Genomic DNA, 18789 nt, shown 5'->3' with positions numbered 1-18789 from the left:
CGCAGCTCAGGTTAGGAATTGCGTATCTCGCGGGCTGATCCGATGCCGAGGATCAGGTCGGCGCATCGTTCGCCCAGCATCATGGCAGGTGCGTTTGTGTTGCCGGCGTTGATGTCGGGCACGGCTGACATGTCGCACACCCGCAAGCTCTCAATTCCGCGCACGCGCATCCTGGCGTCCAGCACGGCCATTCCGTCGCCGTCCCGGCCCATTTTGGCAGTGCCCGCCGGGTGATAGTTGGTTTTTACGAATCGCTTACAATGTGCTCGTAGCGTCTGGTCGTCGTCCGCTGTGGGAATGACGATTTCGCGAACCCTTTGAGCAAGCGGGCCCGACGTGAATGCCCGGCGAAAGAACCGCTGCCCCCGGATCATCTCTTGCATGTCGTCTTCATGCTTCAGAAGGTTGGGCGAGACCACTGGCATGGTGTGAGGATCGGCCGAGCGAAGTCGGACCTCTCCGCGTGATTTCGGTTTGACCACGACGGTCGTAACGGTCAGGCCAAAGTCATCCTGCACCTCGTCCAGAGCGTCGCGATCCAGATAAACAATTGGCACGCAAAAGGCTTGGATGGTCGGTTCTCCATCAGGAATCGACGGATTGACAAACGCGCCGGCTTCGACTCCGGCGGAAGTCACCGGTCCGCTGCCGAACAGTTTGAACTGGATGCCGTTGCGAAGCATCCGCCAGCCCTCACCTTGTTTGAAGTATCCGTAGGGACCGTTGGCAAAGGCGGTAATTGGAACTTCGGGGTGGTCAATCAGGTTCTGGCCAACCCCCGGCAATGGGCAGATCACGGGAATACAGTGATCGGCAAGATGTGCATCAGGTCCGATGCCTGATAGCATTAGGATTTTTGGCGTCACCAGAGCGCCCGCCGCAACGACAACTTCACCATCGCACCGGACCGTGTGGGCTCCGCGTTTGTCTCGATACTGCACGCCGACGGCCTTATCGTTTTCGATGATGACTTTGCTGACCGTTGCGCCAAGCCGGATGGTCAAGTTCGGGTTCGTCTCGAGAGGGGCGAGAAAAGCATAAGCCGACGAACTGCGCTTACCGGCGCGATTGGTGAACTGATAGAACCCGACACCGCGCTGCGTTGCGCCGTTGAAGTCCGTGTTGAATGGTTCGCCAAGGGCCTGCACCGACTGAACGAACCAACGTGACATGTCGTCGATATGCCCCGGATCCGAGACCTGCACCGGACCGTTGCTGCCATGCAGGTCATTGTGAAGCCTGTTGTTGTCTTCCATCCTGCGGAAGTAGGGCAGCACATCATCCCATCCCCAGCCGACTCTGTCGTTGGTCTGTCGGAGCAGGTTTTCCCACGCGTCATAATCAGAAGGGCGGCCACGCATATAGACCTGGGCATTCACAGACGACCCGCCACCCAGCACGTTGGCCTGCGGAATGTCATGCACGCGACCGTCCAGGTGGTCCTGCGGTTCGGTCTGGTGGTAGGTCATGAACTTGGACCCGTTGATCATCTTGAAGATACCCGGCGGCATGTCCAGCAACGGATGGCGGTGCGAATGCCCGGCCTCCAGCACCAGAACCCTGCACTTGCCCTGGTTGACCAGTCGCGCTGCAGCGGCTGCGCCGGCAGAGCCGCCGCCGATGACGATATGATCGAAGGTTTCCGTCACGAGTTCGCCTTCAGGCCCGGCGTTTGGGTTCGCTGATCGAGTCGCGCTCCACCAGTTCGCATTCAAGCTTCACGAGAGGGTGTCGCTGACCATCCGTCGGACCGTGGAACAACTGTTCGATGACCCAGCGTCCCATCGCCCTAGTTGGAAGGATCATCGAGGTCAGGGGTGGCGACAGGTGTCGCGCGGTTTCGTCATCGTCGAATCCGATGACCGAGATGTCCTCGGGGATGGATAGGCCAAGTTCCTTGAGCGCCTCGTAGCAGCCGATTGCCATTCGGTCATTCTGACAGAAAATGGCGGTTGGCGGAGAGGGCAGGTCCATCAATTCGCGCGTGGCAGCATAGCCTGCGCTGGGCAGCCAGTTGCCCTCGATGACCAAATCCTCGTCAAATGGGATGTCGGCGGAAGCAAGGGCGTTTCTGTACCCGGTCGTTCGCCCTGCGGCGCATTCCATGAACGGCTCGCCGGTGATGGTGGCGATTCGTTTGTGCCCCGCCTTGATCAGGGCGTTGGTCGCCGTATGTCCAGCGGCGACTTCGCCGGGGATCACCGCAGGAAAAGAGAGGTCGTCGCAAAAGCAGTTCAGCAGCAGAACCGGGGTTGCGGTCTGCCTGAGGATTTCCGGAACGACCACCCGCCGGGTGAAAACGGTTGCGTAAATGATGCCCGCAACCTGTTGGTCGAGGAAATACCTAAGCGTTCTGGGTTCGACCTCGGGGTCGTTTTGGGTTTCTGCCAGCAATACAAGATTTCCCGTGTCCCGAACGGCCTGTTTCACGCCATTAAACGCGTTTACCATTTCGGGGCTCGACGCCAGATCGTCCACGACAAAAGCGATGGTGCCGTCTAACGCCGAGGGCCGAGGCGCGCTGTTCTGTGGTTTCCTGAGTTGAGAGGGCATGGCGTATCCAAGCGTGTTGGCGGCGTCCAGGACTCTTTGCTTTGTGTCCTCGGAGATTTTGACGGAATCGTTCTTGTTTAGAACCAGCGATACTGTCGTCTGTGAGCACCCGGCGACGCGTGCAATATCATGCATCGTTATGCGCTGCCGGCCCGCGACTCGTCCCACGCCCCTGTGCTGCCCGGCCTTGTTCGCTTGATCGTTCATCGCTCAACCTTTTTGTTCGCTTCCTTTTTATCGACTATACGGAGGACGCGCAACTAATATTAGTGAATAGTAATTAATATTAGTGTTGACGAAATAAAATTATTAGTGTTTTGATCGATGGTGGGGTCGCCAATGTGGTCTGACCGAGTAAGTGCGGGAGGCGAAATTGCGGTCTGTAGTGGGGGAGTTGGGTCAGGTGGTTCGGCATTCGATGTTCATCGATGGCCGCTTTACCGACTCTGACGCGGACACGGTTGGTGTCGAGAACCCTGCAAATGAAGAGATCGTTGCGCAAGTTCCAGATGGCGGTGCCGCTCATGCGGATGCGGCCGTCGAGGCGGCCCATCGTGCTTTTGGCTCGTGGTCCTCGCGCCCGGCGATCGAGCGGGCGCGACTGGTTCAGCGGTTGGCCGAAGCCATCCGGATTGACGCCGGGCGTCTGGCCGCTCTGATAACGGTCGAGCAGGGCAAACCCATCACGCAAGCCCGAAGTGAAGTTGATGCCGCTGTTACCTTTCTTTGCCATGCGGCTGAAGAGGCCCGGAGGATTTCGGGTGACATAGTGGCATCGGACAACAAGTCCGAGGAAATCCAGATCCGGCGTCATCCTTATGGCGTTGTTGTTGCGTTGACGGCCTGGAACTATCCGCTGGCATTGGCCGCCAGGAAAGTCGGGCCTGCGCTGGTCGCGGGCAACACTGTTGTTCTGTTGGGACACGAAATCACGCCGCTGTCCGGTCTCGCGATCGCCGAGCTTGCCGAAAAGGTCGGGTTTCCGCCCGGTGTTCTGAATGTTCTGACAGGCAAGGGGCCGGTGGTAGGGCAGCGGTTGGTCGAACACCCCGATACCTCACTGATCACAATGACCGGCAGCACACGAGCCGGTAAAGAGATTTTTCGCGCCGCGGCCGACCGGATCAAGGTTGTCCGGCTCGAGCTTGGCGGCAAGGCGCCGTTCATCGTGATGGAGGATGCGGATATTGACGCTGCTGTTTCTGCCGCCATTGCCGCCCGGTTTGCCAATTGCGGCCAGATTTGCACCTGCAACGAGCGTATGTATCTGCATCGCGGTATTGCGGATCAGTTCTTGGAAAAATTCGTGACAGCAGCCCGCGCATTGTCGATCGGAGATCCGATGGAGGACTGCGACCTGGGGCCCAAAGTCAGCAAGGTCGAAATGACCAAGGTCGCCGAAATCATCCAGCGCAGCATCGCCGAAGGTGCCACGGTCCATCTGGAAGGCGGGCCTTTGACGGACGGCGCGCACCGCGAAGGGCACTGGATGTCCCCAACGGTTCTCGAGGTCTCCGACAACGGCAATGCCGCGATGCAGGAGGAGGTCTTTGGACCCGTGGCGACAGCCATGCGAGTCGATAATTTTGATCAGGCGATAAGTTTTGCGAATGACACGTCATTCGGGCTGTCCGCCTATCTCTTTACGGCATCGCACCGGCGATTGATGGAGGCTCCGAGCCGTTTGAAGTTCGGCGAATTGTACCTGAACCGCTCCAATGGTGAGGCCGTACAGGGATTTCACACCGGTTGGGGTTTGTCCGGGGTTGGGGGCGAAGACGGCGCGTATGGCTTCGATGGCTATCTGAGGAAACAGACAACTTACATGAATTGGGCATGACCTAAAACTCGCGGTCAAAACGGAGGCGACCGCACCAATGGAGGAGGAATAACCATGAAACGCAGAACTCTTTTGATCTCGACGGTTGTCGCGGGTGCGCTGTTGGGCACGACTGCGATAGCGCAGGATCTGCCACCGCTTGAGCAGAAGGATCGCTACAAGGTCGGCTTTGCGCAGATGGAGTCGAACAATCCGTGGCGCATTGCCGAGACAAAATCGTTCCATGACACGGCCGAGGCCTGCGGCTGGGACCTGATCGCGACGGATGCAGCCGGATCTGCAGCAAAGCAGGTTGCGGATGTGGACAGCATGATCGCCCAAGGCATCGACGTTCTGTTCCTGCCCCCGCGGGAAGAAAAGCCGTTGATCCCAGCCGTTATGAAGGCCCGTGCCGCGGGAATCCCGACCTTTTTGGTGGACCGCTCGGTTGATCCGGCCGTTGCCAAGCCGGGCGAGCATTTTGTGGCGTTCCTTGGGTCGGATTTCATTGATCAGGGCAACCGTGCCGCACAGTGGCTGATGGAGAATTTCGACGGCGACAATGGCGTCATCGTCCAGTTGGAAGGCACGACTGGTTCTTCACCTGCAAATGACCGCAAAAAAGGTTTCGACGACGCGATTGCAACGGATGACCGCTTTGAGATCGTGGCTTCTCAGACCGGTGACTTTGCGCGCGACCTGGGTCGTCAGGTGATGGAAACCCTGCTGCAGGCGCACCCCGATGTGAACGTGGTCTACGCCCACAATGACGAGATGGCAATCGGTGCGATCCAGGCTCTGGAACTGGCCGGCCGCAAGCCTGGCGAGGACGTGACCATCGTTTCGATCGACGGGACACGCGATGCACTTCAGGCTATTATCGATGGCAAGATGGGGGTGACGGTGGAAAGCTCACCCTTCTTCGGCCCTCTGGCTTGTGAAGTCATGAATAAATACGCGGCTGGCGAGGCGATCCCGGAATGGGTGAAAGTCGAAGATCGCATCTTTACCAAGGACAATGCGGCCGATCACATCGACGAAGCCTATTGATTCTCCCTGGTGGGTGGTGCTGGCCTGTGGTCGGCGCCACCTGCAAGCAATCGGAGGAAGACATCTCATGAATGCGCTCGTCTCGATGTCGGGAATTGAAAAGTCCTTTGCCGGCGTGCCGGCACTTAGCCAGGCCAACCTGGAAATCGCGCCCGGCGAGGTTCATGCGCTGATCGGCCAGAACGGTGCGGGCAAATCGACGATGATCAAGGTTCTGACCGGAGTTTACGATCGGGATGCCGGCGACGTTCATCTGGCGGGTGTGCCAAGCCGCATTTCCACTCCGCGCGAAGCGCAGGAATCCGGAATTGCCACCATCTATCAAGAGCTCAACCTGGTGCCGCTGCGGTCAGTGACTGAAAACATCATCATGGGGTACGAGCCCAAACGTCTCGGCTTTCTGGTCGACTGGCGCGAGGGCAACAGGCGCGCACGCGAGGTTCTTACGCGCTTTGGCATAGATATCGACGTGACCGAGCCGCTAGGAAATTTCTCGACAGCGATCCAGCAGTTGGTTGCGATTGCTCGGGCTGTTTCGCTGGATGCGAAACTTGTCATCATGGACGAACCCACGTCGTCGCTGGATGCCAGCGAAGTCGAGGTGCTGTTCGGTGTTGTGCGCGAGTTGAAGAAACAGGGCGTGTCTGTTCTTTATGTTTCGCATTTCCTCGATGAGCTGTTCCAAATATGCGATCGAGTCACAACGATGCGAGATGGGCGCACCGTCAGCACGCGTAACGTCCAGGATACGACCAAACTGGAAATGATCGCGGACATGCTGGGCCGCAACAAGGATGAGATCGCGGCAGACGGTTTGACGGACTTCGCAGGTGCCAAGGCCAAGAAAGGCGATATCGTTTTGCGGGCGGACTCTGTTTCAACAGGCCCGCGGCTGACGCATTTCGACCTCACTCTCCACCGCGGGGAAATCGTTGGGCTGGGCGGATTGCTGGGCTCAGGCCGGACCGAGGCGGCGCGCGCTTTGTTCGGAGTGGACGGGAAACGCAGCGGCGCAATCGAGTTGCATGGCGTGGTCGGGCAACCGTCCGGACCGGGTGACGCGATCGTAAACGGCGTCGGCTTTCTGACCGAAGATCGCAAGGCCGAAGGGATCATTCCAGACATGTCCGTGCGCGAGAACATGACGCTGGCCCTGCTGCCGAAACTGGCCAGTCGTGGTCAAATCGACTTTGCCCGCGAGCGCGAGATTGTTCAGGCCTTTATCGACGATCTGGGCATCAAGGCGGCGCATATGGACCAACCCATTCGCGAATTGTCCGGCGGCAACCAGCAGAAGGTGCTGCTTGCCCGTTGGCTGGCGACGCAGCCCGACATCCTGATACTCGACGAGCCGACCCGAGGCGTGGATGTTGGCGCCAAGCGAGAGATCCAATCGTTCATTCGGTCTTATGTCGAGAAGGGGTTTGGCGTCGTTCTCATCAGTTCGGAATTCGAAGAACTGGTGGAAGGCGCCGATCGCATCGTGGTCATGCACGAGGGACGCTCGGTCAAGGAACTGACCAACCCCGGGGTCACCGAGAACATACTGGTGCGCGCGCTTGCGCATCATGAAGAAGGAACTGGTTCATGGAACGCGCAATGAAGTTGCCGCAACGGGTCGCATCAATGCCCTTCCGCTTTCACGGCGGCATCGCCGCGTTAGTCGCCCTGCTGGTGTTCAACGCGTTTTTCACACCTAATTTCCTGCAACTGCAAACCCTGTTCGTAAATATCAGCCAGGTCGCTACGATCGCCATCGTGGCCATGGGGATGACGCTTGTAATCGCCACGGGTGGGATCGATCTGTCGGTTGGGGCGGTCATGGCGCTGGCGGGGGCGCTTGCTCCGTTGATCTTTCTGTCGGATCTGGGCTCTGCCAATCCGATGCTAGGCGTCACTTTGGCCATTGTCCTGCCGCTGTTCATTGCGGGGCTATGCGGGGTATTCAACGGCGTGATGGTTGCCGTGTTGAACGTGCAGCCCATCGTTGCGACGCTCATTCTCTTCATCTCTGGTCGCGGTATTGCCCAAGTCCTGACGAACGGGAACTTGCAGACGTTTTCAAACCCTTCATTCAGTTATCTTGGAACTGGTAAAGTGCTTGGATTGCCGTTCCAGGGCTGGCTGGCGCTGGCCATTGCCTGTGTGCTGTTTTGGGTGATAACCAGAACCACATGGGGCCGTTACTTGCTGGCCATAGGGGGCAATGAACGCGCGGCCTATCTGTCGGGTGGTCCCGTCCGACGGGTCAAGATCGGGGCCTATGTCATCTGCGCGGTGCTTGCGGGCCTAGCCGGTTTGATCGTGGTTGCAATCAACTCGGCCTCGGACGCCGCGCGCAACGGCAATCTGATGGAGCTTGATGCCATCGCGGCCGCGGTTGTTGGCGGGGCTCTTTTGCAAGGCGGGCGAGCGCCGATCTTTGGTGCCATACTGGGTGCCGTCATCATCCAGTTGGTCAAATATACATTGTTAGCCAACGGGGTAGAGGACGAAGTTGCACTGATCGCCAAGGCCGTCATCATTATCCTGGCCGTTTGGGTCCAGCAGTTTCGGAGAGCTTAATCGATGTTGGATGAAACGGCTTTTGACCTGCGAAAATACCTTCGGCGTAATTCGGCCTCGGTGACGGTTTGGATCGCACTGCTGGCTTTGATTCTGTTCGGGCTGATGCGCTATGACAACTTTGGCAGCGCCTACAATTTCTCGTCTTTCCTGAATTACAACGCGATGTTCATCGCGATTGCGCTGGGCATGTGTTTTGTGATCATGACCGGCGGGATTGATCTGTCGGTCGGGTCAGTGGCGGCCTTTACCTCGGTTGTTGCGGCCTATCTCAGCCCGTATGGGATTCAGGTTGCGTTGCCGGGGGCCGTTCTTGCCGGGGTTGGTTTCGGGGCGATCAACGCCTTTTGCATAATCATCCTTCGGATCCCGCCCTTCATCGCCACGCTGGCCACCATGCTGGCCGCAAAAGGCGGCGCATTGGTGATTTCGGGCGCCCAGACAATTTCGGTCGATTGGGGGTCGAACTTCACCAAGCTTGGCATGGGGCAGGCGTTTGGCCTGTTTCCATGGGCAATCGTCATCGTGGCCGGACTGACTCTGGCACTTTGGCTGGTGCTGGAAAGAACCACCATTGGGCGGACCGTCTTGGCGATCGGTGGCAGCGAGGATGCCTCGAACCTCATGGGCCTGAAGGTCAATCGCGCCAAGGCTTTTGTCTACCTGCTGTCGGGTGGCTGTGCGGGGCTGGCCGGAGTCTTTCTGGCCTCGGGTTTTGGAGCTGGGCAACCCCTTGAAGGCATCGGATGGGAATTGTCAGCTATCGCTTCCGTGGTTGTAGGCGGCACTTTGTTGACGGGTGGGATGGGATCGATCCCTGCGACGGTCGCCGGCGCGTTGTTGCTGGGGCTGGTTTTCAACGTTCTAAACTTTGAAAACGGTCAGGGCACCATCAGTTTCAGTGCCTATTGGCAAATGGTCATACGTGGAGGCTTTCTATTTGCGGTCATCCTTTTACAGTCTCGGGTTATTGCCAGGCAGCAGAAGGTCTTGGGTTAATGAATCGCATAGAAAGTGTATCAGCGCGGCTGTTCAACGTTCCGCTCGCAGAGGTCCTGGTCGACGCCAAACATGGGGATCACACGTTTTTTCAATTGATCACGGTCACCATTCAAACCTCGGATGGGGTCGAGGGGGTCGGGTATACCTATACCGGGGGCAAGGGTGGTCACGCCATTCTGGCGATGATCAAGCATGACCTGTCACCGTTCCTTGTTGGACAAGACGCCGAACAGATCGAAAGCCTGTACGATGCCATGCAGTGGCACGTGCACTACGTCGCACGGGGCGGGATCGCCTCGTTTGCCATCTCGGCCGTGGATATTGCACTGTGGGATATTCGCGGCAGAACGCAGAATGCGCCATTGTGGCAGATGGCCGGTGGAGCATCGAAAAGGTGCAAGGCCTATGCCGGCGGGATCGACCTGAATTTCTCGTTGGAGAAACTGCTGCGTCAGACCGAAGGGTACCTTGCGCGTGGGTTCAACGCAGTCAAGATCAAGGTCGGTCAACCAGACCTGGCCGACGATCTTGCACGTGCCCGGGCGGTGCGCGAGATGCTGGGGCCGGACCGGTTCTTCATGGTCGATGCGAATTACTCTATGAGTGTCGAACAGGCCATCGTCGCTGCCAGAGGGTTCGCCGACTGCGATATCCTGTGGTTCGAGGAACCGACAATTCCAGACGACTACAAAGGTTATGGCCGAATTGTCGAAGCGACGGGCGTTCCCCTTGCCATGGGTGAAAACTTGCACACCATACACGAATTTGAATACGCCTTTGATGACGCGAAACTGAGTTTTATCCAGCCCGATGCCTCAAACTGCGGTGGAATCACCGGCTGGCTGCGCGTGGCCGCGCTAAGCGCACAACACGGCATTCCGGTTTGCAGTCATGGGATGCAGGAACTGCACGTCAGCCTTGTTTCTGCGCAACCCAACGCAGGGTGGCTGGAAGTACACTCATTTCCGATAGACCAGTACACGACCCGTCCGCTGGTTGTGGAAGACTGTCTGGCCGTAGCCCCGGATACCCCGGGAACCGGAGTGGAGTTCGACTGGGAAAAATTGAATGCGGAACACAAGGAGATGCAATAATGACGACCCAGACGATCTCTGCGGCATACTACAGGGGCGATAAGAGCTTTGCTGTAGAGCAAGCCCAAGCGACTGCTCCGGGCCCAGGCGAGGTTGCCGTTCGCGTTGCCTATTGCGGGATTTGCGGGACGGATATGCACGTCTACCACGGCAACATGGATGCCCGCGTCGGCCTGAACCGGGTGATTGGGCATGAGATGTCAGGTGTCGTCGAAGCGGTGGGCGAGGGCGTCGATACGGTCGAACCCGGCCAGAAGGTCGTTGTCCGACCGCTTGATCACTGCGGAGAATGCCCAGCTTGCAAGCGGGGGCATCAGCATATCTGTCAGAATCTCAAGTTTCTCGGCCTCGACACCGATGGCGCGATGCAAGAGATCTGGACTGTTCCGGCCCACACGTTGCACGTTCTGCCGGATGACTTGCGCATGGATCACGCGGCGCTGATCGAGCCGGTTGCCGTTGCCTGCCACGATGTGCGGCTGTCTGACCTGCAACCTGGAGAGGACGTTGTCGTTATCGGCGGCGGCCCGATTGGCATCCTGGTTGCCATGGTTGCGCGGGACGCGGGTGGAAATGTCGTAATTTCCGAAGTGAATCCGAACCGTCTTGCGATAGCTGAAAAACTTGGCTTTGACACGATCAACCCAACCGAAACCGACCTAGTGTCCACAATCAATGCGCGCACGGGCGACAAAGGGGCAGATGTGGTTTTCGAGGTGTCAGGAACGCAGCCCGGTGTCGATGCAATGACCGCCGTTGCCGCGACTCGGGCCCGGATCGTAATGGTCGCGATTCATGCTCAAAAACCTCAGATAGACCTGTTCCAGTTCTTCTGGCGAGAGCTGCAACTGATCGGTGCTCGGGTCTATGAGCCAGAGGATTACGAGAAAGCCATTGCAGTTGTCGCCTCGGGCGGAGTGGACGCGGATGTTGTGATCACGGACGTCAGCCCACTGGCAGACATCCAGGCCGCGTTCGAAGCACTGGATCGCAGCCCAACCGCAATGAAAAGCCTGATCGAAGTAGGACCGCGTTCATGAGTGTTTTGCAAAGTTTCGACCTGACGGGAAAGACGGCCCTTGTGACCGGGTGCAAACGCGGTATCGGGCGCGGTATGGCCGAAGCATTGGCATCGGCCGGAGCCAATATCATCGGAGTGTCCGCCTCGCTCGAGCTGTCTGGCTCGGATGTCGAAAAAGCCGTGACGGCGATGGGACGCAATTTCCGGGCCTACCAATGCGACTTCTCGGATCGCGCCGCGCTGCATGGGTTCATTGATCAGTTGAGGGCCGACGGACAAATCCCTGATATACTTGTCAACAATGCCGGCACGATCAAACGCAAACCCGCCGCCGAACACCCGGACGACTGGTGGGACGAAGTGATGGAGGTGAACCTGTCCTCGCAGTTCGTTCTGTCACGCGAGATCGGCAAGGACATGCTGGCGCGCGGCTCGGGGAAGATCATCTTCACTGCATCGCTGCTGACATTTCAGGGCGGCATCACCGTTCCGGGCTATGCGGCCTCGAAAGGCGGGATTGGACAGCTGACCAAAGCCTTGGCCAACGAATGGGCCGGGCAGGGCGTAAACGTGAATGCGATCGCGCCTGGCTACATCGCGACCGACAACACCCAAGCCCTGCGGGATGATCCGGTCCGGTCGAAGTCGATCCTGGAACGAACACCCCAAGGCCGTTGGGGTACGCCCGTTGATTTTGCCGGACCGGTGGTCTTTCTGGCCTCTGCTGCGTCGGACTTCGTCAACGGTGAAATCCTTGTAGTCGACGGGGGCTGGATGGGGCGTTAGCACTGCCAACGCTCCATGTCATCCAAGGCATCACGTCCCGATGTAGTGCACCTTCAATCGGCGTGCATTGGGTGCTTCCCGATGTTCGAACAGGTACAGGCTTTGTACGCGACCCAGCGGAAGCTGCCCCTGTTCGACCGGGATCGATACCTGAGTTTGCGTCAACAGCGCCCGCAGATGCGATGGAGCGTTGTCGTCCTCGGTCGGGCGGTGGTGATACTTGCCTGGTGACTTGGGTACGAGTTTCTCGAAGAACGTCTCGATATCCTTGAGCACTTCGGGATCGGCATTGGCCTGCACCAACAGCGCGGCACCGGTGTGGGCGCACCAAAGGGTCAGCAAGCCCGAGACAAATTCGTGTTCGAACACCGCACGCTGAACCACCCCGCTGATGTCGGTGAGGGATTTGCCGGGCGTTTCAATGGACAACTCAAAAAACTCTTGCTTCATCCATCCGATCCTTTCCTTGATTTTGCGCGAAAACGCCCAGCTTTCCGCACCCCATTTGGCATTCAACTTTGAGGCTTAAGAATTAAATTTGTAACACGCTAAAGCTTTCATTCATGCAAACAGGCCTTTGAACCTGTCTATGCACAGACGAAACCCATCTTCGAAATTTCCGTTGCCGGGATGATAAACGCTTTCGAAGGAAATCACGCCATCATAGCCGTCGGATCTGAGCGCGTCCGCGATGGGTTGGAACAGAGGCGCAAGCTGACCTTCCCCCAGGCGGCGCACTTCCAGCGTTGCCCGTGGCGTGTCGACCTTTACGTCCTTGATGTGAATGTGCCCCAGATAGCCGCCGCGCAGTTCTTCGTAACCGTCCGGGTATGCCAGTTCATGGCACCAGCAATTGTTTCCGGGGTCCCACAGCACTTTCAAAGAGTCTTTTGCGTCTAACTCGTCAATCAGCTCGCGGGCTGTATAGTTGGAATTGACCAGCGTGCCGTTTCCGGTTTCCACGACAAGCGTCACGCCCTCAGCTCTTGCCAGTTCAACCGCCGGCGCGATCAGCGGCGGCATCGAGTCCCATACCCCATGCGCCACGTTCCACTTCTCGGCGCCGTTTTTTCCCCAGAGTATCTGCTCTTTTCGTTGCGTCATGATCCGAACCAGCGGAGACGCAACAACATGCGCCATGTCGATCACGCGTTTCAAGGCGTCCATATGCCGAGTGTGCAGGTCGTCGCCGGGCCTGTTGGCAGCTGTCATCCCCGCAAAGATATGGCGCGACAGACACGACACAGGCTTGCCCCGGTCGCGCAAAATCGCGTCGATCTCGGCAATTTCCTGCGGGGAATGGTCTCCGACCTCTGAATCGCCAACGAATTGAAGCTCTGCATAGTCCAGACCGAATTCGTCCATTACGTCCACGGCATGCCGCAGATCGCGGGAAATGCCGTCGCAAATTACACCTAATTTCATGTCCGGTCCCCTCAGCGATGCAATTCTGCGCCAACGATCTCTTCGATGACGCGAGTACACACCCAGTTGTCGCCATTCGGGTACTTGGTTTTTCCGGCGTGAAAGATCTGCATTGCGGATGACGCTGTGTGCATGGGAACGCCCAATGCACCGGCCAGTGCTAGAGAGATCGTCAGGTCCTTATGCATGGTTGCGATATGACTACCGGTGGCTTCGAACTTGCGATCAATGATGTTTTCAAGGGCGGTATTCACGACGCCGCACCCCGCGCTGGATGAGGAGAACACATCAAGCAATGCCTGACCGCTGACACCGGCTTTGGCCGCCAGGGCCGCAGCCTCGAATGTGGCGGAAAAGATCGATCCGATAAGGGATTGCAGGCAGGCTTTCACGGTTTGCCCGTCGCCGGCGTTTTCTCCAACCCGATGAATGGTTGCCGACACTGCCTGCATGACTTCGGCATTTTGGTCCAGCACATCCGCAGCGCCGGCAGCCATCATCGTCAATGTGCCGGTCTGCGCGCCGGGAAATCCACCCGAGACCGGAGTGTCGATCAGGTGGATGCCTGCGCCCTCCATGTCTTGCCCGATAGCGCTTGCTTCGGCCGGGGTAATGGTCGCCGACAGGATGACAGTTCCGCCTTTGGCCATGTTCGCAACCAAGCCATTTTCACCCAGAATGACATCGCGGGCCTGATCTCCGTTCATCACCATGACAAACACAGCGGCGGCGTGACGGCCGACCTGTCCCACGCTGTCCTTGGCCAAGCCGCCCATGTCGGTAAATGCCTTCATGCGCGTCTCGCTCAGGTCGAAACCTGATGTTTCAAAGCCATTCTTGATCAGGTTCTTGGCAAGGCCGCTGCCCATGTCGCCAAGTCCGATTACGCCTGCAGTTTTCATAAATAATCCTCCCGTTTTCCGCCATTTCCGTATGGCAGACGTTTCGAAAAATGATGCCCAATCGCATCGGTTTTCGCGGGAGTTTCACGCGTCTTGAACAGACGTCGGGCGAGTCCGGAAGACACCCCGCTGCCCGTATACGTAATGTAAGTAAACGAAGAATGCGGCGCGCAGGCAAGCAAAGAAGTGTTGCGGGTGGAAAGAAACTGTCTGACCCGACGCGTTAGGAAAACGCCGCCATGATGCCGCGCAGTTCCGCCAGCCCACGCATTCGTCCGATCAGCGGATAACCGGGAGTACTGTGTCCGCCCAGATCGCTCAGCAGTTCTTGTCCGTGGTCAGGCCGCATCGGAATTTGCCAGTCGCCACGCCCTTGGGATTTGCGGCGGCGCTGTTCGTTCATCAACTCGCGAATGGTGCCGACCATGTCGGTGTCGCCCTCCAGATGCGGGGCCTCAAAGAAGTCTGGCTTCTGGCTGTATGACCCCGCGATGCGTCTGGTGTTCCGCAAGTGAACAAAGTGAATCCGGCCGCCATGTCTACGCACGAAGTCCGGCCCATCGAATTCGGGGGACACTCCCAGCGAGCCGGTACACAACGTTGCGCCGTTCGCCTGCAAATCAACCGCATCCAGAACGGCGCCGTAGTCATCGGTGCTGGACATGACCCGCGGCAGACCGAGCAACGAGAACGGCGGATCATCCGGATGACAGCACAAGCGTAGATCTAGTTCTTGGGCCTCTGGGGCGACCTCGGAAAGGAAGTCTATGAGGTTTGCGCGAAGCTGGTCACGGCCTATGTGCGCATATGTCCGCAACAAAGAGCGTACGTCCTGCACGCTCCACTGATCGTTGGCGCCGGGCAGCCCCGCAGTGACATTGTGCTGCAACTGGGCTTTGGATTCATCCGACATACGCAAGAAACGATCCTTGGCCGTTTGCTGGACGTCGCTGGAATAGTCTTCCGACGCACCTGGACGTTCGAGAATATATATGTCGAATGCAGCAAAATCGGTCAGGTCGAACAGCATGGCCGTTCCGCCATGCGGCTGCGGGGCGCGAAGGGCGGTGCGTGTCCAATCCAGGATTGGCATGAAGTTGTAGCAAACGACTTTGACTCCACGGGCGGACAGGGCTCTGAGGCTGGACTTGTAAGCCTGGAGATGTTCGGCCATGTCTGTGGATTGCGTCTTGATCGCCTCGGAGACGGGCAGGCTTTCGACAACGTCCCAACTGTACCCGTCAGCGGTCAGAACGGCCTGCCGGTCGGCGATGCTCTGTTCGTCCCAGGGCTGTCCCGGTGAGATGTGATGCAGCGCGGTGACAATGCCCTGAACCCCGACTTGATGGAGATCGACCAGGGCGATCGGATCTTCGGGTCCGAACCAACGCCAGCATTGTTTCATGGCAGCCATCCTTCATACAGAGGGTGATCGGGCTCGATGGGAAGGGCAACACGCTGCCCGGTGCGCGCCGCGTGATAAATCGCCGTCACAAGGCCGATGGACGCAGCACCGTCCTGCAGTGTAACGACTGAATTTGCCTCGGACCGTAGCGCCTTGCCGACTTGGGTAAAGAACCCTTCGAAACCTGTTGGCTCCATAGCGGAGGCGGCAAGAGCGTCGTCGATAGTGGCTTGATCCAACGGGTCCCGCGCGACGAATGTCCAAGGCATTTGACCCGGGGCATAGGGTTCCGTGCCAGAGGTGGCGGTCACTTTTTCAAAGACGAACCGCAGGCGGGTTTCGTCCTTAGCGGCGCCTAGTGTGATGTTGCTTGTGCACAAAGCTCCAGAAGTCATGCCAAAGCAGATCGCAGCGCAGTCTTCCGTCTCGATCGGGTTAACTCGCGTTGTGGCCATTGCGGACACCCAGGCGATATCACCCGCAATATGAGTCAGCAGATCATGGTTGTGGATGGCATGACCCAGCACTGCGCCGCCGCGTTCACCGGCCCATGTTCCCCGCCACGGCACCGCGTAATAGTCTGCCCCCCGGGACCAATGAGTTTCAAGCGCGGCAGTTTGGACCGCTCCGGTGAGGCCTGAACGTTGCAACTGGCGCAATTGGGCCAGTGACGGGCCCCACCGGTATTGAAAGACCGGAAACACATGCTTGCCCGTGCTGCGGGCGGTTTCCGTGATCCGATCTACATCCTGCATAGAGGTCGCAAGGGGCTTTTCGCATACAACGTGTTTTCCTGCGGCCAGTGCCGCAAGGGTGGTCGGTACATGCAGATGGGGTGGCAGGCAGATGTCGATGACATCAATCGCCGGATCATCCAGAGCGTCTTGAATGTTGGTCAGTGCTTGAAAATCCGAGTTTTGTCGAATCTGCTCGATCCGGTCCGTATTCTGGTCGACGACGGCGGCTACGCGGAAGGTGCGGTCAAGCCGTTCCAGTGCGCTCAGATGTTGCGCACCGATACCTGCGCCAAGGATCGCAACGTTGATCATCTTCGTTCCGCCATTTCCTGTGCACGCAGCGCCAGTTCCATGACCGTAAAGCAGTGGGTCTGCGCCATTGCGGTTTCGGTCCGGTTACGGACGTCGTCGGCGAGGTGCGAAAAGTAGGGAAGGTCGGCGTTGGTTGCGTCGATCTTTTGGCAGGTTTCACCATTGACGAGGATCAGATGGTCTGTTCCCGAGGCACCACCCACATCGACGTATTTCCGCAACTCGATATAGCCTTCGGTGCCCAGGATCGTCAGGCGACCATCCCCCCAGTTTGGCAAGGCATCCGGAGTGAACCAGTCAACCCGGATGTACCCGGTGCCATTCTCGCTTCGAAGATTGAGCTCTCCGAAATCCTGCAATCCGGGATCATTGGGGTTTGCGTAGTTCGCTACATAGGCGTTTGTGATTTCTGCGGTTTTCGAACCTGTGTAGTGCAAGAACTGATCGATCTGATGCGAGGCTATATCGGTCAGAATGCCGCCATAGCGGTCACGCTGAAAAAACCATTCCGGCCGGGTTGCCCGGTTCAATCGGTGCGGGCCAAGTCCGACCGTCTGGATCACGCGCCCGATGGCACCGGCCTCGATCAATTCGGTCGCCCGGGTGCTGACCGGCGTTTCAAACCTTTCGGAAAAATCCACCGACCAGATGCGACCGGTGTCCGCAACCGCCCGTTTGATCTGGTCGAGTTGCTCGAACGACGTGCAGCCCGGCTTGTCGCTCATGACATCCATACCGTTCTGCATGGCGCGGATCGTCAACGCGGCCCTATCTGCCGGAATTGCGGAAATCAGCGCCAAATCCGCCCCGCAGGCTAAAGCGTATTCCAGTCGGGCCAGTCGTGGAATATCGGGAAACCTTTTGACGTAGCCCGCCAGCGTTTCGGGTTCGCCTTGTGTCCAATAGCCAACGCAGTCCACGCCGATTTTGCGCATGTTTTCCGTCATGCCATAGATATGGCGGTGGTCCAGGCCAAGGGCGACGCAGGTTAGGCTCATGAGATGACTCGTGTTTTCTGGCCGGTTCGATTGGCGATCTGCATCGCGTCTATGACGGCGTGGGTCAAAAGGGCACTGCGTCCGGAGGCCATGGGTCGCGTTCCACCGGCGAGTGCGTTGGCAAAATCCTCTATGACCGCCTGGTGCCATTCATGGGTGAACGCCATGGGATCGGCCCCGCCGCCTGTGGCGGACGTTTCGCCAACCGTGGATTTCTGACCGTCGAAAGTGGTCAAGGTCAGAACACCTGATTCCAGATGCGCTTTGGCGTGCGTGCCCTGGATCGTGATAGATTCAGCGGCCCCGGGATATACGGCGGTGGTTGCCATCAACGTTCCCACCGCGCCGTTATCCATTTCAAAGATTGCACCTGCCCAATCCTCGGCCTCGAGATCGTGCAACGGAGTTTTTCTCATCATGGCTTGAATTTCCGAGATCGGCCCCAGTAGCCACATCGCGAGGTCAAGCGTGTGGATTGCCTGCGAAATCACGACACCGCCTCCGTCGCGTGCATAAGTGCCGCGACCTGGCTCGTCATAGTAGCTCTGATTGCGCCACCAGGGGACACGGATTTCCACCGTGGCGATCGCGCCCAGCTCACCCTGTACAATGGCTGATTTCAGCGCCTGCGAGGCGGTGCGAGCGCGGTGCTGAAAAACGATGCCCAGCAGCACGCCAGACACCTCGCACCGCTCGACTATGGCTGTCGCGGCGCCCAGCGTTCTTTCGATAGGCTTTTCCATTAGGAGCGGTTTCGAAGCGGTCGAAAGAACCCGCACCAACTCTGTGCGCTGATCAGGCGGGGTTGCGATGATCGCAAAGTCGACGTTTGAGTCGTTTGCGATTTCCTCAACCGAGCTGAACGCGCGGGTGTCGTTTCGCTGCGCGAACTCAGCTGCTTTTTCAGGATTGCGCCCTAGGACGCCAGCAAGATTGAGACCTCGCTCCGATGCCTGAATGGCAGCAACATGCGTTCCCGAAACCATCCCCAAACCAATCAGCGCAATATTCATTCATTCCCCCGGATCACCCGGTCAGTCTGCGGGTTTGAACGGGAAAGATGCAACCATTAAAAACTGTGTTAACAATTGCGGGCAGCAGTATCGGAGGCAGAATTGAC

At 58.1% G+C, this 18789-nt stretch carries 17 protein-coding genes; 8 read left to right on the top strand and 9 right to left on the bottom strand.

Translation table 11 applies throughout. The features are described 5' to 3' along the window. Window positions 1-11: 11 nt before the first annotated feature. Both ACR0AK_RS10430 and ACR0AK_RS10425 read right to left on the bottom strand, forming a co-directional pair. Window positions 12-1649, bottom strand: a complete 1638-nt coding sequence (locus tag ACR0AK_RS10430) for a GMC family oxidoreductase (RefSeq protein WP_480793250.1) — start codon at window positions 1647-1649, stop codon at window positions 12-14. 10 nt (window positions 1650-1659) lie between these two features. Further along, a complete protein-coding gene (locus ACR0AK_RS10425; RefSeq protein ID WP_234899403.1) occupies window positions 1660-2760 on the bottom strand; it encodes a LacI family DNA-binding transcriptional regulator in 1101 nt (366 codons plus the stop codon). A 166-nt stretch (window positions 2761-2926) separates the two neighbouring features. Between ACR0AK_RS10425 and ACR0AK_RS10420 the strand changes: the two genes are divergently transcribed. The 8 genes from ACR0AK_RS10420 to ACR0AK_RS10385 all read left to right on the top strand — a co-directional run bounded on the left by ACR0AK_RS10420 (window position 2927) and on the right by ACR0AK_RS10385 (window position 11890). After that, a complete protein-coding gene (locus tag ACR0AK_RS10420) occupies window positions 2927-4393 on the top strand; it encodes an aldehyde dehydrogenase family protein (RefSeq protein WP_480793249.1) in 1467 nt (488 codons plus the stop codon). 54 nt (window positions 4394-4447) lie between these two features. Further along, window positions 4448-5422, top strand: coding sequence for an ABC transporter substrate-binding protein (locus tag ACR0AK_RS10415; protein ID WP_170558391.1), 975 nt, complete (start codon window positions 4448-4450; stop codon window positions 5420-5422). Between the two features lie 67 nt (window positions 5423-5489). After that, window positions 5490-7025 (top strand): sugar ABC transporter ATP-binding protein, encoded by a 1536-nt coding sequence (locus ACR0AK_RS10410; protein WP_254452895.1) that lies wholly within the window; start codon window positions 5490-5492, stop codon window positions 7023-7025. Further along, a complete protein-coding gene (locus tag ACR0AK_RS10405) occupies window positions 7010-7987 on the top strand; it encodes an ABC transporter permease (RefSeq protein WP_170750436.1) in 978 nt (325 codons plus the stop codon). The genes ACR0AK_RS10410 and ACR0AK_RS10405 overlap by 16 nt, the downstream gene beginning before the upstream one ends. Window positions 7988-7990: 3 nt before the next feature. Beyond that, the gene (locus tag ACR0AK_RS10400) at window positions 7991-8986 is read left to right on the top strand and encodes an ABC transporter permease (RefSeq protein WP_170403549.1); all 996 of its coding nucleotides are present in this window, start codon (window positions 7991-7993) and stop codon (window positions 8984-8986) included. Beyond that, window positions 8986-10083: a mandelate racemase/muconate lactonizing enzyme family protein gene (locus tag ACR0AK_RS10395; protein WP_058277402.1), complete on the top strand. Its 1098-nt coding sequence runs from the start codon at window positions 8986-8988 to the stop codon at window positions 10081-10083. The genes ACR0AK_RS10400 and ACR0AK_RS10395 overlap by 1 nt, the downstream gene beginning before the upstream one ends. Further along, a complete protein-coding gene (locus ACR0AK_RS10390) occupies window positions 10083-11123 on the top strand; it encodes a zinc-dependent alcohol dehydrogenase (RefSeq protein WP_170558385.1) in 1041 nt (346 codons plus the stop codon). The genes ACR0AK_RS10395 and ACR0AK_RS10390 overlap by 1 nt, the downstream gene beginning before the upstream one ends. After that, window positions 11120-11890: an SDR family oxidoreductase gene (locus ACR0AK_RS10385; RefSeq protein ID WP_058277403.1), complete on the top strand. Its 771-nt coding sequence runs from the start codon at window positions 11120-11122 to the stop codon at window positions 11888-11890. Before ACR0AK_RS10390 ends, ACR0AK_RS10385 begins: the two co-directional genes overlap by 4 nt. 30 nt (window positions 11891-11920) lie before the next feature. Here the strand turns inward: ACR0AK_RS10385 and ACR0AK_RS10380 are convergent, their stop codons facing one another. The 7 genes from ACR0AK_RS10380 to ACR0AK_RS10350 form a co-directional block, all read right to left on the bottom strand. After that, window positions 11921-12340, bottom strand: coding sequence for a secondary thiamine-phosphate synthase enzyme YjbQ (locus tag ACR0AK_RS10380; protein WP_480793248.1), 420 nt, complete (start codon window positions 12338-12340; stop codon window positions 11921-11923). A gap of 111 nt (window positions 12341-12451) precedes the next feature. Next, a complete protein-coding gene (locus ACR0AK_RS10375; RefSeq protein ID WP_480793247.1) occupies window positions 12452-13315 on the bottom strand; it encodes a sugar phosphate isomerase/epimerase family protein in 864 nt (287 codons plus the stop codon). 11 nt (window positions 13316-13326) lie between these two features. After that, window positions 13327-14217 carry an NAD(P)-dependent oxidoreductase gene (locus ACR0AK_RS10370; protein ID WP_058277406.1) on the bottom strand — a complete coding sequence of 297 codons (891 nt, stop codon included), beginning with the start codon at window positions 14215-14217 and terminating at the stop codon, window positions 13327-13329. A 223-nt stretch (window positions 14218-14440) separates the two neighbouring features. Beyond that, entirely contained in the window at window positions 14441-15622 is a 1182-nt protein-coding gene (uxuA, locus tag ACR0AK_RS10365; RefSeq protein WP_480793246.1) for a mannonate dehydratase, read from the bottom strand. Then, a complete protein-coding gene (locus ACR0AK_RS10360; RefSeq protein WP_170558377.1) occupies window positions 15619-16671 on the bottom strand; it encodes a Gfo/Idh/MocA family protein in 1053 nt (350 codons plus the stop codon). The genes uxuA and ACR0AK_RS10360 overlap by 4 nt, the downstream gene beginning before the upstream one ends. Further along, entirely contained in the window at window positions 16668-17669 is a 1002-nt protein-coding gene (locus ACR0AK_RS10355) for a Gfo/Idh/MocA family protein (protein WP_480793245.1), read from the bottom strand. Before ACR0AK_RS10355 ends, ACR0AK_RS10360 begins: the two co-directional genes overlap by 4 nt. After that, window positions 17666-18682: a Gfo/Idh/MocA family protein gene (locus ACR0AK_RS10350; protein ID WP_480793244.1), complete on the bottom strand. Its 1017-nt coding sequence runs from the start codon at window positions 18680-18682 to the stop codon at window positions 17666-17668. Before ACR0AK_RS10350 ends, ACR0AK_RS10355 begins: the two co-directional genes overlap by 4 nt. Window positions 18683-18789 lie beyond the last annotated feature (107 nt).

Source organism: Ruegeria sp. BI12 (assembly GCF_056537985.1).
The sequence above is the reverse complement of the archived record's forward strand: the minus strand, read 5'-3'. Positions and strand labels throughout refer to the sequence as shown.

Bases quoted from the DNA above. Each gene is read 5' to 3' on its own strand.
- ACR0AK_RS10400 (WP_170403549.1), top strand. From the start codon at position 7,991: ATGTTGGATGAAACGGCTTTTGACCTGCGAAAATACCTTCGGCGTAAT.
- ACR0AK_RS10415 (WP_170558391.1), top strand. From the start codon at position 4,448: ATGAAACGCAGAACTCTTTTGATCTCGACGGTTGTCGCGGGTGCGCTG.
- ACR0AK_RS10380 (WP_480793248.1), bottom strand. From the start codon at position 12,340: ATGAAGCAAGAGTTTTTTGAGTTGTCCATTGAAACGCCCGGCAAATCC.
- ACR0AK_RS10360 (WP_170558377.1), bottom strand. From the start codon at position 16,671: ATGATCAACGTTGCGATCCTTGGCGCAGGTATCGGTGCGCAACATCTG.
- ACR0AK_RS10395 (WP_058277402.1), top strand. From the start codon at position 8,986: ATGAATCGCATAGAAAGTGTATCAGCGCGGCTGTTCAACGTTCCGCTC.
- ACR0AK_RS10375 (WP_480793247.1), bottom strand. From the start codon at position 13,315: ATGAAATTAGGTGTAATTTGCGACGGCATTTCCCGCGATCTGCGGCAT.
- ACR0AK_RS10355 (WP_480793245.1), bottom strand. From the start codon at position 17,669: ATGAGCCTAACCTGCGTCGCCCTTGGCCTGGACCACCGCCATATCTAT.
- ACR0AK_RS10350 (WP_480793244.1), bottom strand. From the start codon at position 18,682: ATGAATATTGCGCTGATTGGTTTGGGGATGGTTTCGGGAACGCATGTT.
- ACR0AK_RS10405 (WP_170750436.1), top strand. From the start codon at position 7,010: ATGGAACGCGCAATGAAGTTGCCGCAACGGGTCGCATCAATGCCCTTC.
- ACR0AK_RS10410 (WP_254452895.1), top strand. From the start codon at position 5,490: ATGAATGCGCTCGTCTCGATGTCGGGAATTGAAAAGTCCTTTGCCGGC.
- ACR0AK_RS10385 (WP_058277403.1), top strand. From the start codon at position 11,120: ATGAGTGTTTTGCAAAGTTTCGACCTGACGGGAAAGACGGCCCTTGTG.
- uxuA (WP_480793246.1), bottom strand. From the start codon at position 15,622: ATGAAACAATGCTGGCGTTGGTTCGGACCCGAAGATCCGATCGCCCTG.
- ACR0AK_RS10370 (WP_058277406.1), bottom strand. From the start codon at position 14,217: ATGAAAACTGCAGGCGTAATCGGACTTGGCGACATGGGCAGCGGCCTT.
- ACR0AK_RS10390 (WP_170558385.1), top strand. From the start codon at position 10,083: ATGACGACCCAGACGATCTCTGCGGCATACTACAGGGGCGATAAGAGC.
- ACR0AK_RS10425 (WP_234899403.1), bottom strand. From the start codon at position 2,760: ATGAACGATCAAGCGAACAAGGCCGGGCAGCACAGGGGCGTGGGACGA.